We start from the raw sequence: 20,089 nt of genomic DNA on the forward strand, positions 1-20,089 counted from the left end.
CCCGCTACGGTCCTTTGGAATCGGTGGTGGGGACAGGGGCGTTCGGCAGCAGGGGAGATGACCTTCGACGCTCAGCCGGTGGCCGGTACCTGGATCCCGGACCGATCGGCCCGCCGATCAGGTCTTTTCGGCCCTGTTGCCGAACAGCCCACGCTGTGAGTGTGGCTAATGGCGGCAGAACTGACCAGGAGGACGATGATGCCCAGCGAAACCCTGGCGCACGCGCCGATCAACCCGCCGATTGTGGTTGCGGTCGATGGTTCGGCCATATCCCAGCACGCGGCCGCGTGGGCGGCGGTCGACGCCGCGGTGCATCAGTGCCGCCTGGAAATCGTGATGTCGTTCGCTGTTCCGTTCGGTTTCGGGCCGTCGGTGACGGTCACTCAGGGCGATATCGACCAGCTGCGCGGCAATGCTGGACGGGTACTCGAGGAGGCCACTGGGGTCGCGCGGGCCGCGGCGCCCGATGCCACCCTGGCCATCTCGACCGGAGTGGTCGACGAGCCGATCATCCCGGCGCTGTTGACCCGATCAAGGCAGGCCCGGATGCTGGTCGTCGGCGGCCGTGGGTTCGGTGCCGCACGCCGTGTGCTGCTGGGTTCGGTCAGCGCCGCGATTACCCGGCACGCGCAGTGTCCGGTCACGGTGGTGCACATGAACTCGGCGACCGACGCGATCACGGCGTGCAAACCAGTGCTGGTGGGAGTGGACGGCTCCCGAAATAGCATGGCCGCCATCGAATTGGCCTACGATCAGGCGTCCCGGCGCGAGGTTGGTCTCATCGCTCTGCATGCCTGGAGCGACGCGATCGGATACGTGGCTGCGGCGGGCTGGGCGGGGATACGGGAATCGGAAGACGCACTCTTCGCCGAAAGCCTGGCGGGCTGGACCGAGCGGCATCCGGAGGTCTCCGTACGTCGAGTTCTGGTGTGCGATAACCCCGTTCGCTCCTTGCTAGAGGAGTCGGAGAACGCGCAACTGGTGGTGGTAGGCAGCCACGGGCGCGGCGGCTTCGCGGGCATGCTGCTCGGTTCGACGAGCACCGCACTGCTGCACTCGGTGGAGTGCCCGATCACTGTCGTGCGGGGTGAATGACGGCGCAGCCAGCCTCACTTACGCGAGTTGACCGGCGTCATAAAGCATTTCCATGCCTCGGCCACGAGGCACGAGTGTGGACATGTCGCTGGCCCGCGCTGCCCGAGTGTTCCCCGCTGTCGCGGCACGGTGAGACTGCTGAGGTGCTGCGCCGAGAGGGGTTGCCGAGTGCCTACATCCGAGCTGTGGTCGACCGGGACAGCTGCGGAAGGCATGTGTGCCACCAAGGATGCGGTGGATCCCGTCCTGATCAACCGTGTGATGCGGGCGATCGACGGCAGGGTCCTTGGTCCCTGGTATTGCTGTCACTGGGCCGTGGTCGATGCGGCGGCGGAGTTCCTAACCTACGGGTACGCCGAAAACCTGAAGGGATGCCGATTATGTCCGTCCAGCCCACCGGCAATCCGCCTGTTGCGGCCGACTCCGCGGATTCGACCCGGCCGGATCCGCGCTGGGCTGAATCGGCCGCAGTAGTCGTCGGCGTCGACGGCACGAAGGGTTCGTTCCTCGCGGTGCGCTGGGCCGCCGAGACCGCGTCACAACGCGGACGCGCGCTGCTCATCGCCCATGGCCTCGACGTGAGTTCGGTACACGCGGCCCTCGGCGGATATGCCACGACCGCACCGTCGCTGATCGCCGAAATTCGTATGCGCGGAACCCATCTCGTTGCCGCAGCCCGACGGCTCGCGCACGAGATCGCACCCGATCTGACCGTCGCCACCGAGGTGTCCGACGCAAATCCGGCCGCATTGCTGATCAGCCACTCGCAGACGGCGCACGTGGTGGTCCTCGGGGTGACACCCGGCGTCTGTGCCTGCGCGCATGTCGGCTCGACGCTACTGGCGGTCGTCGCCCACGGGAGTGGTGCGGTGGTTGTCGTACGGTCGGCCGAAGCGATACCCACGCCACCGGCCGGCGGTCCGGTCGTGGTCGGATTCGATGGGACCCCGCCAGGCGCGGCCGCGGTCGCCGCGGCCTTCGCCGAAGCTGCCGACCGCGCGACCGAATTGGTCGCGGTACATGTGTGGAGTGATCTCGACTTCGCGGAGTTCGCCGGATACCCCGTCCTGGACATCCCAGTCGAGGCCATCGAGTCCGCGGAGGATGTGCTGCTGGGACAGCGACTCGCGAATTGGCAGCAGAAGTTCCCCGACGTCGAGGTGACCCGCAAGGTCTACCCTTCCGGGATTCGCCAGCACCTCATCGACTTGTCGAAAGACGCCCGGCTGATCGTGGTCGGCAGTCGCGGGCGCGGGGGATTCCGGGGGCTGCTGTTCGGCTCGACCAGCAATTTCCTTGTGCAGCACGCATTCTGCCCTGTCATGGTCGTACACCCGGATTAGGAGGCGATAATGCCCGTTACGATCCGTTCGCCCACGCAAATGCCTACTGCGCGGGGGTGGCTGCGCCGTATCACCGCCGGCCTGGCCGCCGAGGACCACGTTTGCCTGTCGAGTGCTGTGCGCTCGGCTGCACATTCTACGAAGAATTGCAGCGGATGCACGATAGCGGCCTCGAAAACGGCTGATACAGCATCAATTACGGTACGCGAACCAGCGTTTCGGGCGGAGCTCTGACCTGCATCCTTGCCAAGAAACACTCATCTATTGCATGATTCGCCCGTCCAGCGATGGGAGATGGATGTGCAATAAAGGTGGGCTACCGGTGGGGTCGGCGGGGTTGGAGCTGGTCGAGGGTGTGGCCCTGCTGCGGCCGGAGACGCTGTGCTGCATGCGATGTTGCGGGGATGGGAGGCAGGCACAGCAGGTCTGCGGCCGATGCCTGACGCGATCGTATGTGCGCAACCAGTTGGGAGTGGTCCGCCGGTTCGTGGATTACACCAACGCCTACCCGTGGCAGTGGACACCCGCGCACGTCGACGAGTGGTCGGTGGATTTGATCAGCGGCCGCGACCGAGCGAAGTCCACGATCAGCAACTACCAGTCCGCGGTGAAGTTGTTCTGCGAGTACCTGATTCGCCCGGAGTATGGGTGGGCACGTGGATGCGAGGACCGGTTCGGCACGCACCCGGTGCAGGTCTGTTTCGAGTGGAACACGCTGGCGCACCTGAGCGCCTACGAAGGCGCCGCGGAGCGGCGGCCGATGACGCGCCAGGAGTTGCAGCGGTTCTTCGATTACGCCGACGACCAGGTCGAGTTCGCGATACGGCGCCGGCGCAAGGGGGCGTTGGCGGCGTATCGGGACGCCACCTTGTTCAAGGTGATCTACGCCTACGGTCTGCGTGCGCGTGAAGCGGCGCTGCGCGCATTCGAACTTCTCGTTCCAGCACCGAGACAGCGTCAGCCGCTGATAGCCACTGTCGTCCGGCGGCACGAACCCGACCTCGAACCGGCACGGATCGACCTCCAACGCGCCCCGCTCGGCCAGCGCCGCCATAACGCCCCTCCCGCACCACCGCGCACCCGAAATCCATACGTGCACTGTAGTTCCGATCGCTTCCTAACGGAGCTGATCTCACGAGACAACCACTCAGGTGTAGCGGTTCAAATGAGACAACACGAATTGCAGCCCCCAAAACGGCTCAAATTGTCCTGACTCAATGAATCTGGCCAAGTCTCAGTCAATTTGGGCAACGTCGTCGTACATCTTGGCCAGTGTCTCAGTACTTCTGGCCGACGGCGCGAGCGTGGTCGGGTGGTGGCGGACGCTCAGACATCGGCCCGCATGTGCTGCTGTGCCCATTCCTCGAAGCTGGTGAGCGGGATGTCGAGGTCCCTCGCGAACTGCGGGCGGCCCGGCTGACCAGCTACGTTCAGCCACTCGTGCGAGGCGCCCATCGCTGGCATGCCCGCGGCGATGGCCTGTTCCTCGGTCATGTCCGGGGCGGACAGCTGCGTACCCAGCGTGCGAGAGAGGATCTCGGCGATCTCTGTCATCGACAGGTAGTCGCTCGCCAGTTCCAGTTCGACCCCGTCGAATCGCTGCGGCGCGGCGATGGCCGCGGTGGCCGCCCGGCCGATGTCGTCCACCGCGACCACGGGCAGCGGGATCTCGGGGCGCAGCAGAGTGACCAGGCCACCCTCGATGCCGCGCGGGAACAGGTAGGCCATGGATGGCAGGAAGTTCTCCATGAAGAAGACCGGCTTGAGCAGCGTCCAGTGCGGGAAACCGGCCGCGCGGAGCTGGTCCTGGATCGCGCTTTTCGCGCCGAGGAAGGGTTCCATCCCAGCCCAGCGGCCTTCGGCCCAGCCGGGCGTTTCGGTGTGCTGGCCGGCGCCGGAGACCGAGGTGTGCACGAACTGCGGAACTCCGGCGGCCTTCGCGCCCTCGATGAGGTTGACGCCCTGGGCCACCTCTGCGTCGAAGTCGACGGTGTCCGCGGTCATGGTGGGCATCTGTACGGAAAACACAGCGCGGACACCGTTGGCGGCCCGGATCACCGAGTCGCGGTCATGGAGATCGCCGGTGACCAGTTCGGCGCCGAGTGCCTCGACGGCTTTTGCTCGGTCGGTGGCGGGGTCGCGCACCAGGGCCCGGACGTGCACGCCTGCCGCGAGCAGGGCGCGGGCGGTCGCGCCGCCCTGTCGGCCGGTGGCGCCGGTGACCAGGACGGGTGCGGATTGTGTGGACATGGTGCTCCTCGGGTGCTCATCCAATAAACGGCGGGATCCGCCGTTTCTGCTCCGGTAGGATATGGCGGGCCCCGCCACTTTGGCAAGACTGGAGATGACATCGTGTCCGAGCATCAGCGTGCGGACGCTCGCCGCAACTACGCGCGAGTCCTCGCCGTGGCCGAGGAACAGGTCGCCGCCCATGGGGCCGGTGCCTCCCTGGAGCAGATCGCCCGCGTCGCGGGGGTCGGCTCGGCGACCGTGCGCCGGCACTTTCCCACCCGCCAGGCATTGCTGGAAGCGGTCTCCCGGAAACAGATCGAGGCCCTGTGCGTCCGCGCCCGTGACCTGACCGGCACGGGCGACAGCAGGAGCGCACTGCTGGAATGGCTGACCGATGTTGTCGCCGACTGCGTTCGCGCCCGGGGCCTGGCGGTCACGCTGGCCCACGACGCTGCCACCTCCGACCCGGTGCACGACAACGCCTGCTCGGCGTCGCTGGAAGAGGCTGGAAAACCTTTGCTGTGCAGTGCAATTCAGGACGGCGCGGTCGCGAAGGATGTCACCGTCGCAGACCTGATCGCGCTGATCGTCGGGATCGCCCTGGCCACCGAGCACCACCCAGACCCCGCCGCCCAGGCGGAGCGGCTGTTCCGACTGGCTGTGGCCGGACTGAACCCACAGAGCTGAACCAGGCGCACGACCGGCACGGCCCGACCGCAACCAGCCGCGGCGGTGGCGCTGGCCCGGGAACTCGAACGGCGGCATCCCGAGCGGATCACCGCGGCCTGGTGGAACGCGGTCATCGTGTCTTCGTCGATTTCAACCAGAACGCCCCGCACCGAACGGTTTTCGGCGCCTGGTGTGTGCGGCCGAAGGTCGGCGCGCAGGTGTCCACGCCACTGGCCTGGGACGATCTGCCCGAGGTGGAGCCCGAGGAGCTGACCATCGCGACCGTGCCCGCCCGCCTGGCCGAACGCGGCGACCCGTGGGCCGATCGCACCCCGCAGTCGCTCGCGCCGCTGCTGGAGCTGTCCGAACGGGATCTGGCCGCCGGGCTGATGGATGCGCCCTGGCCGCCGGTGTATCCGAAGATGCCGAACGAACCGCCCCGGGTGCAGCCCAGCAAGGCGAAGAAGGGGCCTTAGGTGCAGTCGAAGAGTCGGTCGAGGTAGTAATCGATGGCCGCCAGCGCGGCCTCGGGATCGATGAGGTCGAACTCGAGCAGCGGGGTGAAGCCGGTCAGCGCGAGCAGGAGGTTCGTCTCGATCGCCGGTTCACGATCCGGGGGGAGGTGGCCGTCGGCGATCGCCAGCCTGATCAGGCGTTCGGTGAGTGCTCTGCCATCATGGAGTCCGAGGCGGGCCTGCTCGTGCAGCTCCGGGTCGTGGAGCGCCTCGAGGGTGTAGGCGGCGCTCATCCGGCTGGTGGCGCGGGCGTCCGGGTGCAGGGGGAGCATCTCCATGAGCGTCACTCGCAGCACGTCTCGGGGGTGCGGAGGTGAGCCGAGACGGTCGAGGCCCTGGGTGACGCGCCGTGCGGTCTGTTCGGCAGCGAATTCCATCGCGAAGACGAGCATCGCTGTCCGGGAACGGAAATAGTGCTGGACCTGCCCCAGGGAGGCATCCGCCTCACGGGCGACCTCGCGCATCGTTGCGCGGGCCCAACCTTGTTGTTCGACTACTCGCCACAGGGCGCGCGCGATGGTTTCGCGACGTTCTCGGTGGTCGACCTGTTTCGGCACCCGAACCCCTTCCATTCGTTTCCATACGTCTGACATAATACGGCTGACTTGCAAAAGGAGATGCGATGAGTACATTCGCCACCCCTGAGCTGGAGGCAGCATATTTCGGGGCCTACGACGCGGTGCTGGCCCACTGGCCGGTACCGGTCGAGACGGTAGATCTTCCGGGTCGGTACGGAACGACGCGGGTCACCTCCGCCGGCCCGGCCGCGGCGCAGTCGCTGGTCCTGCTGCACGGATACGGTGGCACGTCCGGGATGTGGTACCCGGTCGTCGGTGCGCTGGCCGAGGAGCATCGCGTGCGGGCCGTGGACATCATGGGCGAGCCGGGCCGCAGCCGGCATACCGGCGCGGCCTTGACCAGCATGGACGATCTCGTGGACTGGCTGGCGGAAACGTTCGATCTGCTCGGGCTACCCGCGGCCGACCTGTGCGGCCAGTCCCTGGGCGGTCACCTCGCGCTCCGGTTCACGCTCGCCCATCCCGAACGGGTGCGACGGCTGGTCCTGCTCGACCCGCCCCTGGTCTTCGCCGGGCTCAGTCCCGAATTCGAGGAGCTGGGCCGAAACCGCGACCCGCACCCCACATTCGAGGCCGCCCGCGCGATGCTGGCACCGGACGGCCCCGGCAGCGGACCGGCGCACCTGGAGGCCTACCTCGATCTGCTCGCGCACGGAGCCGCACACTTCCCGGCCTCGCCGATCGTCTATCCGCACCTGCCGGATGGGCTGACCCAGCTGCCGGTCCCGACCTTGGTCGCACTGGCCGGGGCGAGCGAGGTGCACGATTCGGCGGTGGCCGCGGAGGCCGCGCGGCGTGCCGGGGCCCATACGGTGGTTCTCCCCGGTGCTGGGCACGGCCTGCTGGCCGACGTCGAACCCGTCCGCGGCCTCGTTCTGGAACACCTCCGGCTGCACGACTAGGTGGTCCAGGCCGCCCAGGCACCGCTCTCGCAGACCAGCGCGCGGCCCTCGGCGGTGCGGCCGGTCTTGGCGGTGGACGGGTCGCAGGCCTCGTCCTCGGTGTAGCGGCCGGTGCCCACGTTGTACGGGCCGGTCCACTCGTGCTTACCGGACTTTCCGAGGCACAGCAGCGTGCCGCCGTCGGAAGCGGAGCCGATCAGCCCGGCCTGGGCCTCGGTGCAGGACGCGCCCTTGCGGACCACCGCGGGGGTGGTCGGCGCACTGGCCGTCGTGGTGCTGGGTTCGATCACGGGTGCCGCCGTGCTCTGCGGCACGGCGCTACCGTGTGCTTCGGCGCCGTCGAACACCACACGCCCCCGCCTGGCCCGACAACCCGCAACAGCCCAAACGCGTGCACTTCGACCTCGCCGTCGAGGACCTGGCCACCGCTACCGAACGTGCCCTCGAACTGGGTGCGACGCTGCCGTCCTTTCAGCCCGGAGCCGATCCCGAATGGGCAGGGCAACCCGTCTGGACCGTCGTCCTCGATCCCGAAGGCACCCCGATCTGCCTCAACACGTCAGCCTGATTCAGACCAGCCCCCGCCAGCGGATCGGGTTTCAGCCGGATGAGTGCAACCATCTGCCGCTGCGCACTCGATCGGACCAATGTCGTGGGTTAGGCGATTCTGGCTATTCGACAAGTATCAACATGTCGGCTTGCCAGCACCATGCGTGACCGGTTGCCGGTCGACGCCGTGGCGCACTGAGCGCACAGCTGCCCGAATTGCCGGTATCTTCTTCGAGGGCTGAATGCCCGCCAAAGTGTCTGTCGCGCAAGGTACCTCGGAATTCAATACCCAGCATCGCCGATGCGGCCCCAGCTACCGACGAGATGACCTGCGGCCGCGACTACCGTTGCTACCGTTGGTGGACAACCATGACCGGGCACCGGGCTTGTTGGACAAGGGAATTGCTGGTAGTACCGAGCAGCAGGCCGCTGAATCCGCCGCGGCCGCGGCTGCCGACCACGAGGATCTGTGCGGATTTCGACCACTCGATGAGTTGGTGGCGAGGACCCGACGGATACACCTTGCGGACGACCTCGACATCCGGATACTTCTCTTGCCATCCCGCTAACTGTTCGGCGAGAACCGCTTGGGCCGCCGCCGCAACCGCGGGATCTCGGATGGTGTTCGGCAAGCCGGCGAAGCGGTCGAAGTTCAGGTCGCTGTAGGCGTGTACGGCGATCAATCGAGCGTTGCGTTCGGCAGCTTCGGCAAACGCGGCGGCGACGGCAGCCGCACCGGCCGCGCTGCCGTCGACACCAACAACGACCGGGCCGTCATGACGGGGCTGTTGCTCGGTCCCGGTGTCGCGGACCACGACGATCGCGCCGTGTCCGTGACCGACGACCGCGAGCAAGGTGGAACCGAGGTGGGCGATGGTGCCGCTCTCGCCGGACGAGCCGATTGCCACAAGATTCGCCGACGCGGACTGCTCGATAAGCAATAACGCCGGACCGGTTTCGGAGACCATGGTCTCGATGGAAAGGCCCGGCGCCACCTCGTGGGCGAGCCGCGCCGCGGCCGAGACATGGTCGGCCCCACGGCGTTTGATCGCGTCGGAGACAGCGGGCGCGATCAGGTCGACCACGCCGAAACCCGAACGGGCGGTGGCGAGATCGAGGCCGTGCACGATTATCAGCCGACGTCCGCGCTGTGCCGCGACTTCGGCCGCCCAGCCAACCGCGAGCCCGGCGGCCTCCGAGCCGTCGGTGCCGACTACCACCGGTGCCGAGGCCGACCGGTGCGGATCATCTGGGCGCTGAACGGTCATGACAAGAGGTCCCTTCGGGGCGGTTCGATCGACTAGCCGTGGGTTACGAATCCGGCGGGTTCCCGCTCGCCTGTCATTTGTCACGAACCGAGGGGGCCGAAGTCCGCTGGTCCTCGCCGACCGATTCGATGGCGGGCAATGCGCGGCGCCAGGCGTCGGGTAGTTGCGCGGAGCAGCGTGCGGTGACATCCAGTTCGCGGTGGCATAGCAGCCCATAGACGAAAGTGGACTCCCCAGCCTGCTCCGCTTCTCTGGTCAGTTGCAGCAGATGATGTTTCGCTACGACAGCGTCCTGATGTTCACCCAGGAGATCCTGCACCGCAACGAGCTCGCCGAGCGCGATATCACAATCCTGTGGATCCAGCTCCCGTACCGACTCGAGGTAGTACCGAATGCGTCTGGCCGCCTTGCGCACCCCGTGCACGGCCGCGTCGTGCGCGTCCTCGTCCGAGATCGTCCCGACGGTGATCATCCGCTTCCGTACTCGCTCCGCGAGCACCTCGAGCACAACCGACATGTTCTCGGCGCGCCGGCTCGAGTCTCCCGCCGTCAGCGCCATCGCCTCGGCGGTGAGATCGGTGAGCATGGTGGTGTACCGATCGGAACGGAGGGAATCGAGAGCGTCGGCGCGGGCCGGTCTGATCCGCGCTTCGAAGTAGGATGCGACGCGTTTGCGGACCGGGCCTCGAACGTATTTCGGTCGCAGCGTGTCGATCACGGCACCGATGCGCGTCCCCTGGATATCGAGGTCACGGATCATCGAGAGGCCGAAACCGAACCACCGCAACTCCTCGATCAAACGGCGGACATCGGGGTGGTGTGCCACCGCGGACCGATGCGCGGACAATGCGCTACGAGCTCGACGTGTAGCAACCACAGTCCGGCCGACCGCATCGAGATCGCCGCCGCGCACAGCATTCTCGGCGGCGAGGATCGCGGAGCGCTGGGCGAAAAGATACTCGGCGAGCGCTCCGGTGTCATGCCGAGCCGCCACTGTCGTGTCGGAAGACGATTCGCTAACCATCGGATCCACCTTTTTGTGCCGTTCAATGAATCCACCCTCGTACAGCGTCAGGGACACAGCTAGGGCCTACCGCGGAACAGCGCGATGGCGAACGTCGCCACGATCAGGGACTTTCGTACCTACATTGCTGAGCCACCCGAATCCCTATCCGCCCGAACTGCCGGCCGGATAGGCAGTGAGCATGAGGACGCAGGACCACCTTGGCGATGACCTTTTTCTCTGCCTACGCTTCGCGAACAGGGAGATGCTCGACCTGTGTCCGGATATGCAACGGTTCGTTTATGGCAGATGCGGCCGTGGAATCCGAATCCACTACTGCGGCCGTCGGATCGGTTCGTTGTATTGCTCCGGCTAGTAGTGGCGCTGGCCGTATTGCTCGCTGTCCCAGTGGCAGGCGCACTCGGGACCCAGGTGTACACCGCCGACGCGGCTGCCATCGCCAACGAGCGGGCCACAAAGTCCGCCGTCGACGCGACGATTACGTCGCGACCGCAACCGCAATCCAGCACAGCTCATCGATTCGAAGCGACCGTGCAGTGGCACACCGACCGCGGCGTGGCGACCACGACCACGAATGTCGCGCGCCAGGCTGTGATCGGCGACAACGTGCGGGTTTGGCTCGATCGGGACGGTGCCCCGACGGCACGGCCCAGGGACCCCGGCGCCGCGGTTTTCACCGGAATCGGTGCGGCTGTGGTGGTGCTTGTATCGACATGGCTGACCGGGTGGCTACTCGTTCATGGCGTGTGGTGGCTGCAGTACCTGCGACACAGCGCTGGCTGGGACCGCGAATGGCGACTTATCGATAGCGAACTGAGAGGGGACAAGCAATGACGAACGACCATCCGATCATCGCGTCGGTCGACGGCTCAGCGAGCTCTTATCAGGCAGCGGCTTGGGCGGCATTGGACGCCGCGCTGCGTCGACGTAGCCTGCACCTGATCACCTCGATGGCACTACCCACCGCATACGCACCCGGCGTGGTAATGGAGCCACAGGAAAGAGACCTGCGGCGTACCGAAGGTGAACGAATACTGACCGAGGCGGCGCGCATCGCGCGCCAGGCCACGGATGATGAACTCGACCTCACTACCGGAGTGGGCTTCGACGCCATCATCCCGACCCTCATCGAACGGTCGAAGTCCGCTGCGCTGCTGGCGGTCGGTAGCCGCGGCCTCGGTGCGTTTCGAGAAAGCTTGCTCGGATCGGTCAGCACCGCGATTGCTCATCATGCGCACTGTCCGGTCGCGGTCGTGCATGAGAACGCGGCGACCGATCCGGTATCGCGCACCAGGCCTGTACTCGTCGGAGTCGACGGAACCAGCAACAGCGTGCCCGCCGTCGAGGTCGCCTTCGAGGAGGCGTCGCGACGCAACGTAGGCCTGATCGCCCTGCACACCTGGAGTGATGTCAGCTCCGTTGACCTGCCGGTACCAGGCTGGGATGCTGCCAGGGAATCGGAAGAGGCGGTGCTCGCCGAGAGCATGGCCGGTTGGAACGACCGCTACCCGAATGTTCCCGTGCGCCGAATTGTGACGTGCAACAGGCCCGCTCGCTCGCTGCTGGACGAATCGTCGAACGCGCAGCTGCTCGTTGTGGGCAGCCACGGTCGCGGTGGATTCGCGGGCATGATCCTCGGCTCCACCAGCAACGTGCTTTTGCGCTCAGTGGAGTGCCCGTTGATTGTGGTACGCGAACCCTGATTCGAGACAGGTCTACTGGGCGCCCCGAATCGATGGTTGAACTGACCGGCAACGGCATCCCGCACGGACAGGAGCGCAATCGGCCGGTGGTCGCGCACCGCGAACTGTGTCAGGGGGCCGGATGAAGGATTCTTCTCGAACCATGGGGCCGGGGTTCCTCGCCGGATGGGATGGTCGGGCTGGGCCGAGGGCCGCTGTGGAGCCAGGCCGTCTCAACCGGCGAGGAATCCCGTGCATCCCGAGCACTGGTCGAAATGGCGGCACTCGGGATGCGGGATCATCGGGTCGGTCGTCAAATGTCGGCTCATTGGCATCTACCTCCGGTTTCGGTATCGGTATGAGCATGGATCCGTCCTAGCTGCGACGGGACCGAGGTGTTGCTGCGCGGTTTAGGCGCGGAGCCTGGCGATGAATGCCTGGATATTGGTCCGGACGCGTTCGATCTTGTCCTCGGAGCTGAGGGCCTCCCGGTATCGGTTGCCCAGCGCCGGGGTCTTCTTGCCTCGCGCATACAGCGAGCAGGCCAGATCGGTGCACATATAGGTGCCGACCGAGTTGCCGTTTCGCCCGGATGCACCTGCCTTGTGAGCTGTCAGCAAGGACACACCGCTTCCGGTGTGCGTGGTGCGGCAGATCGAACACATCTGCGCTCGACCGGAACCGCCGGTTTCGTACCGCAGGGCTATACCGGCCAGGCTGTCATCGTCCTGGGCGACGACCACATAGCAGCGCCCGGACGCCGACGGGTCGCTCCAGCCGAGGAAGTCGAGGTCCTCCCACGGGCGTTCGTCGAGATCTTTTGGTACCGGTAGGCGTTTGGCCTCGCTCTTGGAGCAGTTGATGAACGACGACCTGACATCGCGTTCGGTGATCGGTCTCATGGGCATTCACTCCGTTCTGTTCGATTGTCGAACCGGGGTGACGTTACCTTTGCCACCGATCTCGGATCAACGCAATTATGGGGCGCTACCTGCGCGTCATCGATTCACGGGTGCTCCGACATCGCTGCCTCGAACAGTGGCCACAAGACCTTCACAATGCGTGGCCCCTCATATTCGAAGCGTTGACCAAGTAGCTTCGGCCGCAGTCGGCGGTGCGATCAATGTCTGTGCAGGCGATCGGCATTGGCGACAATGGCGTCACGCAACGCCTGCTCCGGGCGGGAACGGTGGCCGCGTCGATGCATGAGGACGAACTCCAGATCACTCAGGTCAGGCAGGCGTGGATCGTCGATCGTGACCAGCCCGTCGGGCAGCAGGCTCTGCGCGTGCACGATATAGCCGAGGCCGGCGAGTGCGGCGGCGCGCAGTCCGAGTTGGCTATCGCTGACACACGTGGTCCGCCAGAGCCGGCCCTCACGTTCCAATGACCGCAGCATGATGTGCCGGGTGAGACTCGGTGCCGGGTAGGTGACCAGCGGCACCGGTCCTTCGATGCCTGCCGTGCCGGGTGGGCCCGCCCATACCAGCCGGTCGCGCCAAACCAGTTCGCCGTGACGTTCACCGGGTAGCCGCTTGCCGAACACCATGTCGAGCTCGCCGGATTCCATGCGAGTCTTCAGATTCTCGCTGAGCCCGACGGTCAACTCGAGGTCGACACCGGGATGGGAGCGCCGGAATTCCAGCAGGATATCGGGCAGTTCGCTGGCCACTAGGTCGTCGGACGCGCCGAATCGGAGCAAGCCGGTGAGGTTCGAGTGGGAGAAGTACTGTTCGGCCTGGCCGTGCGCGTCCAGAATGGCGCGGGCGAAGCCGACCATCGCCACGCCGTCCGCGGTGAGCCCGAGGTTTCGAGTATCGCGTCGCAGCAGCGTCCGCCCCGCGGCCTTCTCGAGCCTGGCGATGTGCCCGCTGACCGTGGACTGCCGCAATCCGAGCACCCGTCCTGCGGCGGTGAAGCCGCCTGCGCGTTCTACGACGAGGAATGTTCGCAGCAATTCTGGGTCGAGCACACCACAACTTATCACTAAATCTGTTTACAGATATCACATTGAGCATATGTTGCGATGAATGCCTGGTACGTAGCGTGATCAAAATGAAGTACCTCAACCGGCTCTCCATCGATGGCTTCATGCTGGGAATTGTGGCCAGCGCGGTCCTGGCCACCCTCTTTCCGGCTCGCGGCACGATGGCCGACGTGGTCGAGCAGGGTACGAAGGTCGCGATCGGACTGCTGTTCCTGCTCTACGGCGCCCGGCTCGAGCCTCGGGAAGCAATTGCGGCACTGCGACATTGGCGACTGCACACGGCGGTTTTCGCGGTTACGTTCATGGTCTTTCCGCTGATCGGGCTCGCGCTGCGGGTGCTGGTTCCCTCGGTGCTGACCGACGATCTCTACACCGGGGTGTTGTTCCTGTGCCTGGTGCCTTCCACGGTGCAATCGTCGATCGCCTTCACCTCGATCGCCAGGGGCAATGTCGCGGGTGCGGTGGTGAGCGCGTCGTTGTCCAACCTAGCCGGGGTGTTCGTGACACCGCTACTGGTGGTGTTGCTGATGAATACCACCGGTAAGGCCACAGTCGACGCATCGGCGGTATTGATGATCATGGTTCAGCTGTTGCTGCCATTCCTGATCGGTCAGCTGTTGCGACCTCGGTTGGGGTGGCTGTTGCGGCACACCACACCGCTGAAGGTGGTCGACCGGGGTTCGGTGTTGCTCGTCGTCTACTCCGCGTTCGGCGCCGGGATGACCGAGCACATCTGGAGCGGACTGTCGCCTGGGCGCCTACTCGCCACCGCTGCGGTGTGTGCGGGTCTGCTCGCTATGGTCCTGACGATCACCATGGTGGTGGGCAGGAGGGCCGGCTTCTCGACGCCCGACCGGATCGTGCTGGTGTTCTGCGGCTCGAAGAAGAGCCTCGCGACCGGATTGCCGATGGCCGCCGTATTGTTCGCGGGGCAGCCGGTCGGCTTGATCGTCCTGCCACTCATGATCTTTCATCAGATCCAGCTGTTCACCTGCGCTGTCCTCGCGCGGCGCTACGCGCGCCGTGCCGAGTCCGCGGACGAACTGGTCGAGCACGGGCAGGTGGTCGGCGTCTCCGAGTAAGGCCACGCGCCCCGCTTCCTCGTCGCCGAGGCCGGTTCCGCCAGTTCCTCGATATCGGTACCGGTATTCCGACCGAGCCGAACCCGCGTCAGGTCGCTCAGCAGGTCCCGACGGTTTCGCCCCGCCGGAGGCCATCGACGCGAAGGTCGGCAGCTACGCCGCGGTCGCCGGGGAAGTAGTCGAATAGTCGCCGTGCCACGCTCCGGTTATCCGGCGGCGGGAGTGGTCCGATTGCCGCGGATCTCGACGATGGGGAGCACCAGGGCGGCGGGCGCGCCAGCCGGGACCACCGGGCTCTGCGGGGCGATCGGTGAAATCTGTTGGTAGGCAATGTCTTGTGCGGGGCGGATGTCTTGTTCGCCCTTGTTCGGCCAGTAGGCGGCGGCACGTTCGGCCTGCGCGGTGATGGTCAGCGACGGGTTCACGCCGAGATTGGCCGAAATGGCCGCACCATCCACGACACTCAGCGTCGGGTAACCGAACACCCGGTGATACGCGTCGATCACGCCGGTTTCGCGGTCGGCGCCGATGGCCGCGCCACCGAGGAAATGGGCGGTGAGTGGGATATTGAAGACCTCTCCCCAACTGCCGCCCGCGATGCCGCCGATCTGGTCGGCGACTTTCCTGGTCACGTCGTTGCCCGCCGGAATCCAGGTCGGATTCGGCTCGCCGTGGCCCTGCTTGCTGGTCAGCTTGCGTCCGAATACGCCGCGCTTGGTATAGGTGGTGATGGAGTTGTCGAGGTGCTGCATCACCAGCGAGATGATGGTTCGCTCGCTCCAATTCCGCACACTCAGGAAGCTGAGCAGCATGATCGGGTGGCGCGCGACGACGCCGAGGAATCGCAGCCAGCGCGGAAACCGGCCGCCGCCGTCGACCATCAGGGTCTGTAGCAGGCCCATCGCATTCGAGCCCTTGCCGTAGCGGACGGGTTCGATGTGGGTGTCGTGTGTCGGGTGGATGGATGAGGTGATCGCGACACCCTTGGTGAAGTCGACGCCCGGGGTCACCTTCCGGGTTGCCGCGCCGACAATGGATTCCGAGTTCGTGCGGGTGAGTTCACCCAGGCGGCTGGACAGTTCGGGCAGCACGCCCTTGTCGCGCATAGCGTGCAACAACTTCTGGGTGCCCAGGGTGCCCGCCGCCATCACGACATGTCCGGCCGTATAGGTCGTGGGCCGCTTGCGCACCCAGGCGCCGGTGCGTTCGGTGGACACCGTCCAACTGCCGTCGGGCAGCGGCCGCAAATCGGTGACCGTCGTCATCGGAATCACCTGTGCGCCCGCCTTTTCCGCGAGATACAGGTAGTTCTTCACCAGCGTGTTCTTGGCGCCGTGTCGGCAGCCCGTCATGCATTCGCCGCATTCGAGACATCCGGTGCGCTCGGGTCCGACACCGCCGAAATATGGGTCCGCAACGGTCTTTCCCGGCTCGCCGAAGAACACGCCGACGGGGGTCTGCACGAAGGTCTCGCCGACCCCCATGTCATCGGCGACCTTCTTGAAAATCTCGTCGGCCGGTGTCATGTGCGGGTTGCGCACCACGCCGAGCATCTGCTGCGCCTGTTCGTAGTAGGGCGTGAGTTCGGCGCGCCAATCGGTGATGTCACGCCACTGCGTGTCCTGGAAGAAGGGCTCCGGCGGCACGTACAGCGTGTTGGCGTAATTGAGCGAGCCGCCGCCGACACCGGCGCCACCGAGGATGAGGACGTTGCGCAGCGGGTGGATGCGCTGGATTCCGAAGCAGCCGAGCTTCGGCGCCCACAGGAACTTCCGCAGATCCCAACTGGTGTCCGGCAATTCGTCGTCGGTGAAGCGTCGTCCGGCCTCGAGCACGCCGACCTTGTAGCCCTTCTCGGTCAGCCGCAGCGCGGTCACGCTGCCGCCGAATCCCGAACCGACGACGAGTACATCGAAATCCGTCTCCCGTTGGTTCATACAGTGCTCCTCGATCGGCGTCGGCGATGACAGCGGTAACACTACTCCCGAGTAGGTACGGATTCACTATCGGTATTCCGCTGTATGTGGCGGTGATGGCGCCGCGGATCGACGGAGGCGAGACGCGATTGAGAGCGATGCTCACTATTGTTGACATTGCTCTCACGAGCCCGGAAGGTGGTTGCATGGCGAATATCCCCAGTACCCCCCGGGCCCGTGCGCGCGCGCAGACGATGGACGATATCTTGCGCATCGGTCGCGAACATTTGGCGACCGACGGCGCCGCTGCGCTTTCGCTGCGCGCGGTGGCTCGTGACCTGGGAGTAGTCTCCTCCGCGGTGTACCGCTACGTGCGCAGCCGGGACGAACTGCTCACCCTGCTCGTCGTCGATGGGTACAACGCGCTCGGCGACGCGGTCGACGCCGCACTGGCGCAGGCCCCCACCGACGACCCGCAGCAACGTCTGCGGGTGCTCGGACGTGCGGTACGCGAGTGGGCATTGGCCGAACCATCCTGGTACGGACTGCTTTTCGGTACCCCGGTGCCGGGCTATGACGCTCCCGCTGACCGGACCGTCACGCCGGGAGTGCGGGTGATCGCCGCGTTGCAACAGATCTACGGACAGGCATATCGTGCCGGGTTGCTCGCCGAGCCGGCCCAGTCTATCGAGTTATCGTCCGCGCTCGCAGTGAGTTTCGGGCGGGTTCGGGACTCATTCGAGCTCGACGTCCCGGACTGGCTGATTTCGCGGGGTGTCACGGTGTGGAGTGCCCTGTTCGGTGCGGTGAGCTTCGATGTGTTCAATATGTACGGCCCCGATACCTTCGCCGACCGTGCCGAAGTCTTCGAGCTGCAACTCGACAATCTGGTGTCACTGCTGGGCTTCCGCCGTTGAACAGGGGTGCCGTCAACTGCGGTGGATCAGTAGTCGATCTTGCGCAGTACGGCGCGCAGTTGCCGAAGTTCCTCGGGTGGGAGCGCGGCGAAAGCGGCGGGGGCGGGATCCGGCGTCGCCATCGCCCGCGCCAGCACTACGCGTCCCGCGGCGGTGATGGAGACCTGTTTGCGGCGTCGATTCGTCAGGTCGACCTCGCGAACCGCCAGGCCGAGCTCCTCCAGATTGTTGACCGCCACCGTGGTGGCCGGCGCGTCCATCGCCAGCGTCCGCGCCAGATCGTTGAGCGATAACGGACCCGGCAGCAAGCGGCGCAGAATGCGAATGCGACTGAACGGCAGTCCCGTTCGTTCCGCGACCGCCCGCTTCCACGGCTCGCGCGTGTCCATCACCAGACGGGTCAGCAGTGCCCATACCTCGTCGGGGGCGGGATCGTCATCCGGCATGGGCGGGAACCTTCTGTTCGAGCATGGGAGCGACGCGGGCGCGGGATCGTTCGGCCCACCGGGTGTTCGAGACGATACCGAGCACCGCGATGCTCGCGGTGCACGCCGCGATCAGCCACCATAGTCCCGCGCCGGTCAGCGCGCCGCACAGCGCGACGCCGATACTGACGCCGACTTGCCTGCTGGTCGAAGCGACCGCGGCCGCCGCGCCCGCGCGGTCCAGCGGCATCCCACTGATCGCCGAGGTGGTGATCGGCGCGTTGATCAATCCGAAGCCGATCCCGAAGACGGCGAACACGACGATCAGCATCCACACCGGGGTGTATGCGTCGAGTCGGGTGAACAGCACGGCGGCGACAGTCAGTGCGATGCTCGCCGATATCAGCGACGGCCGGGTACCGAAGCGGCCGACCAGGCGTCCGGACAGTGGCGAGAAGAACAGCATGGCGACCGCCATAGCCATGTAGAGCAATCCGGTATGCACCGCGGAATAGCCTCGCACCGTCTGTAGGTACAGCGAGCAGGTGAACAGGAACGCGCCGAGGGCGGCGTATGCGAATATCGCGATGACGGTGGCGGAGGTGAACGGAACGCTGCGGAAGAAGCGCAGATCGATGAATGGATCGGTGCGCCTCGACTCGTGCCACACGAACGCCGCGAACGCGATGGCCGCCGCGAGGAAGATCGCCGAGATCTGTTCGATCAGCCCGAAGACCAGCGCGGAGAGGAAGACGATGGCCAGCGCCTGGCCGATGGGGTCGAGTCCGCGCGCGGTAGCCGATTTCGATTCCGGCACAAAGATTGTGGTGAGGACCAGGGCCAACAGACAGATCGGCAGGTTGATCCAGAACACCGATTGCCAACCGAGCAGGTCGATGAGGCCGCCGCCGACCATCGGCCCCAGCGCCATCGAAATTCCGACTACCGCACCCCAAATCCCTATGGCGCGAGCACGTTCCACTCTGCCGGTGAAGACCTGGGTAATGATGGACATGGCCACCGGGTTGAGCATCGAACCACCGACGGCCTGTAGGAATCGCGCACCGATCAGTGTTTCGATGGTGGGTGCGAGACTGCACGCCAGCGAGCCGAGGGCAAAGATCACCAGCCCGATCCGGAACACCCGCCGTCGCCCGTAACGGTCGGCTGCCGCACCCGAGAGCATCAGCAGGCTGGCGAGGGTAAGGGTGTAGATGTCGATGATCCATTGCAGCCGGGGCAGTGGTGCGTCCAGATCGTCACCGATCGCCGGGATCGCCACGTTCACGATGGTCGAGTCCATCGACACGATGAGCAGGCTCAGGCAACAAGTCGCCAGCACCAGGATCTTCCGACGTGGCGTCAGCTCCTCAACGATTGTGTTCACACAACTATTGTGTAGTCACAACTGTCCGGAAAACAAGCTCCGGCGACGTCAGCCGACCGTTGCCTGGGTGACAGCGGTTCGGATACCCATGTGGCTCGTTCATCGAACTGCGTTCGCGCATCAAGGATTTCGTCGTTGTGCTGCAACGACCACATGCCCATGGCGTGGCTGGCGCCCAGGTCGGTGAGCGAGTACTCCCTAACGGTTCTGCGGCCCGGAGGTCGCCTCATCGACGCTCAGGGCAATGACGCCGAATCCGACCCGCGCTACCACCGTCATTATGTTGTGCCCTCGGGCGCTGACCTGCAAGAGATCGCCGCAGTCGTCGACTGCCGAGATTTCCGCGTCGAAAATCGATCAGGTATTGCCGATGGTCGAGGTGGCGAAGGCCCAGGAGTTGAGCGAATCGGGCCGAGTCCGCAGAAAAATCGTCCTGGTTCCCTGGAACCGCCCGCCTACAGCGAATAGTCGGCGAACATTCATGTTCGAAAGGCGTGTCGTGTGGTTGTCGACACGAT

General features: G+C 65.6%; 21 protein-coding genes and 1 pseudogene. 12 read left to right on the forward strand and 10 right to left on the reverse strand.

The window, feature by feature from the left end; translation table 11 throughout:
- Window positions 1-198: 198 nt before the first annotated feature.
- From LKE06_RS15515 to LKE06_RS15525, 3 genes are all read left to right on the forward strand, one after another.
- Complete coding sequence (locus LKE06_RS15515) at window positions 199-1,095, forward strand: universal stress protein (RefSeq protein WP_227999649.1); 897 nt, start codon at window positions 199-201, stop codon at window positions 1,093-1,095.
- 380 nt (window positions 1,096-1,475) lie between these two features.
- Complete coding sequence (locus LKE06_RS15520) at window positions 1,476-2,438, forward strand: universal stress protein (protein WP_227999650.1); 963 nt, start codon at window positions 1,476-1,478, stop codon at window positions 2,436-2,438.
- A gap of 322 nt (window positions 2,439-2,760) precedes the next feature.
- Window positions 2,761-3,651 carry a site-specific integrase gene (locus LKE06_RS15525; protein WP_227999651.1) on the forward strand — a complete coding sequence of 297 codons (891 nt, stop codon included), beginning with the start codon at window positions 2,761-2,763 and terminating at the stop codon, window positions 3,649-3,651.
- 113 nt (window positions 3,652-3,764) lie between these two features.
- Here LKE06_RS15525 and LKE06_RS15530 read toward each other — a convergent pair whose 3' ends face one another.
- Window positions 3,765-4,688, reverse strand: coding sequence for an NmrA family NAD(P)-binding protein (locus LKE06_RS15530; RefSeq protein WP_227999652.1), 924 nt, complete (start codon window positions 4,686-4,688; stop codon window positions 3,765-3,767).
- A 102-nt stretch (window positions 4,689-4,790) separates the two neighbouring features.
- Here LKE06_RS15530 and LKE06_RS15535 point away from each other — a divergent pair, with 102 nt between their 5' ends.
- Both LKE06_RS15535 and ligD read left to right on the forward strand, forming a co-directional pair.
- Window positions 4,791-5,357, forward strand: coding sequence for a TetR/AcrR family transcriptional regulator (locus tag LKE06_RS15535; protein ID WP_227999654.1), 567 nt, complete (start codon window positions 4,791-4,793; stop codon window positions 5,355-5,357).
- A gap of 36 nt (window positions 5,358-5,393) precedes the next feature.
- Window positions 5,394-5,815 (forward strand): annotated as a pseudogene (gene ligD / locus LKE06_RS15540) (non-homologous end-joining DNA ligase LigD); the annotation flags it as partial.
- Here ligD and LKE06_RS15545 read toward each other — a convergent pair.
- Window positions 5,812-6,411: a TetR/AcrR family transcriptional regulator gene (locus LKE06_RS15545; RefSeq protein ID WP_227999659.1), complete on the reverse strand. Its 600-nt coding sequence runs from the start codon at window positions 6,409-6,411 to the stop codon at window positions 5,812-5,814. The pseudogene ligD and the gene LKE06_RS15545 sit on opposite strands and share 4 nt — an antisense overlap.
- Window positions 6,412-6,476: 65 nt before the next feature.
- On the opposite strand from LKE06_RS15545, the gene LKE06_RS15550 reads away from it, so the two are divergent.
- Window positions 6,477-7,334: an alpha/beta fold hydrolase gene (locus tag LKE06_RS15550; RefSeq protein ID WP_227999660.1), complete on the forward strand. Its 858-nt coding sequence runs from the start codon at window positions 6,477-6,479 to the stop codon at window positions 7,332-7,334.
- On the opposite strand, the gene LKE06_RS32905 is transcribed toward LKE06_RS15550, so the two are convergent.
- Window positions 7,331-7,648: a hypothetical protein gene (locus tag LKE06_RS32905; RefSeq protein ID WP_228000689.1), complete on the reverse strand. Its 318-nt coding sequence runs from the start codon at window positions 7,646-7,648 to the stop codon at window positions 7,331-7,333. The genes LKE06_RS15550 and LKE06_RS32905 overlap by 4 nt on opposite strands.
- An 11-nt stretch (window positions 7,649-7,659) precedes the next feature.
- On the opposite strand from LKE06_RS32905, the gene LKE06_RS32910 reads away from it, so the two are divergent.
- Window positions 7,660-7,902 carry a VOC family protein gene (locus tag LKE06_RS32910; protein WP_308188373.1) on the forward strand — a complete coding sequence of 81 codons (243 nt, stop codon included), beginning with the start codon at window positions 7,660-7,662 and terminating at the stop codon, window positions 7,900-7,902.
- Window positions 7,903-8,233: 331 nt separating this feature from the next.
- Here LKE06_RS32910 and LKE06_RS15565 read toward each other — a convergent pair whose 3' ends face one another.
- Together LKE06_RS15565 and LKE06_RS15570 are read right to left on the reverse strand one after the other, a co-directional pair.
- Complete coding sequence (locus LKE06_RS15565) at window positions 8,234-9,151, reverse strand: universal stress protein (protein WP_227999664.1); 918 nt, start codon at window positions 9,149-9,151, stop codon at window positions 8,234-8,236.
- A gap of 73 nt (window positions 9,152-9,224) precedes the next feature.
- Window positions 9,225-10,175, reverse strand: coding sequence for a CHAD domain-containing protein (locus LKE06_RS15570; RefSeq protein WP_227999665.1), 951 nt, complete (start codon window positions 10,173-10,175; stop codon window positions 9,225-9,227).
- Between the two features lie 255 nt (window positions 10,176-10,430).
- Here LKE06_RS15570 and LKE06_RS15575 point away from each other — a divergent pair, with 255 nt between their 5' ends.
- Window positions 10,431-11,009 carry an Rv1733c family protein gene (locus LKE06_RS15575; RefSeq protein ID WP_227999667.1) on the forward strand — a complete coding sequence of 193 codons (579 nt, stop codon included), beginning with the start codon at window positions 10,431-10,433 and terminating at the stop codon, window positions 11,007-11,009.
- Complete coding sequence (locus tag LKE06_RS15580; RefSeq protein ID WP_227999668.1) at window positions 11,006-11,878, forward strand: universal stress protein; 873 nt, start codon at window positions 11,006-11,008, stop codon at window positions 11,876-11,878. The genes LKE06_RS15575 and LKE06_RS15580 overlap by 4 nt, the downstream gene beginning before the upstream one ends.
- 389 nt (window positions 11,879-12,267) lie before the next feature.
- On the opposite strand, the gene LKE06_RS15585 is transcribed toward LKE06_RS15580, so the two are convergent.
- Both LKE06_RS15585 and LKE06_RS15590 read right to left on the reverse strand, forming a co-directional pair.
- Window positions 12,268-12,759: an FBP domain-containing protein gene (locus LKE06_RS15585; protein WP_227999669.1), complete on the reverse strand. Its 492-nt coding sequence runs from the start codon at window positions 12,757-12,759 to the stop codon at window positions 12,268-12,270.
- 218 nt (window positions 12,760-12,977) lie between these two features.
- Entirely contained in the window at window positions 12,978-13,829 is an 852-nt protein-coding gene (locus LKE06_RS15590) for a LysR family transcriptional regulator (protein WP_227999670.1), read from the reverse strand.
- An 83-nt stretch (window positions 13,830-13,912) separates the two neighbouring features.
- On the opposite strand from LKE06_RS15590, the gene LKE06_RS15595 reads away from it, so the two are divergent.
- Window positions 13,913-14,926 carry a bile acid:sodium symporter family protein gene (locus LKE06_RS15595; RefSeq protein ID WP_227999671.1) on the forward strand — a complete coding sequence of 338 codons (1,014 nt, stop codon included), beginning with the start codon at window positions 13,913-13,915 and terminating at the stop codon, window positions 14,924-14,926.
- A gap of 65 nt (window positions 14,927-14,991) precedes the next feature.
- On the forward strand, window positions 14,992-15,105 hold the full coding sequence (locus tag LKE06_RS33195; RefSeq protein ID WP_372477386.1) for a hypothetical protein: 114 nt from the start codon (window positions 14,992-14,994) through the stop codon (window positions 15,103-15,105).
- A 27-nt stretch (window positions 15,106-15,132) separates the two neighbouring features.
- Here LKE06_RS33195 and LKE06_RS15605 read toward each other — a convergent pair whose 3' ends face one another.
- Window positions 15,133-16,863, reverse strand: a complete 1,731-nt coding sequence (locus tag LKE06_RS15605; protein WP_227999673.1) for a GMC oxidoreductase — start codon at window positions 16,861-16,863, stop codon at window positions 15,133-15,135.
- A 194-nt stretch (window positions 16,864-17,057) separates the two neighbouring features.
- On the opposite strand from LKE06_RS15605, the gene LKE06_RS15610 reads away from it, so the two are divergent.
- A complete protein-coding gene (locus tag LKE06_RS15610; protein WP_228000636.1) occupies window positions 17,058-17,759 on the forward strand; it encodes a TetR/AcrR family transcriptional regulator in 702 nt (233 codons plus the stop codon).
- Between the two features lie 26 nt (window positions 17,760-17,785).
- On the opposite strand, the gene LKE06_RS15615 is transcribed toward LKE06_RS15610, so the two are convergent.
- Entirely contained in the window at window positions 17,786-18,205 is a 420-nt protein-coding gene (locus LKE06_RS15615) for a MarR family winged helix-turn-helix transcriptional regulator (protein WP_227999675.1), read from the reverse strand.
- Complete coding sequence (locus LKE06_RS15620; protein WP_227999677.1) at window positions 18,195-19,571, reverse strand: MFS transporter; 1,377 nt, start codon at window positions 19,569-19,571, stop codon at window positions 18,195-18,197. The genes LKE06_RS15615 and LKE06_RS15620 overlap by 11 nt, the downstream gene beginning before the upstream one ends.
- Window positions 19,572-20,089 lie beyond the last annotated feature (518 nt).

It is taken from the genome of Nocardia australiensis, from assembly GCF_020733705.1.
Classification (GTDB): domain Bacteria; phylum Actinomycetota; class Actinomycetes; order Mycobacteriales; family Mycobacteriaceae; genus Nocardia; species Nocardia australiensis.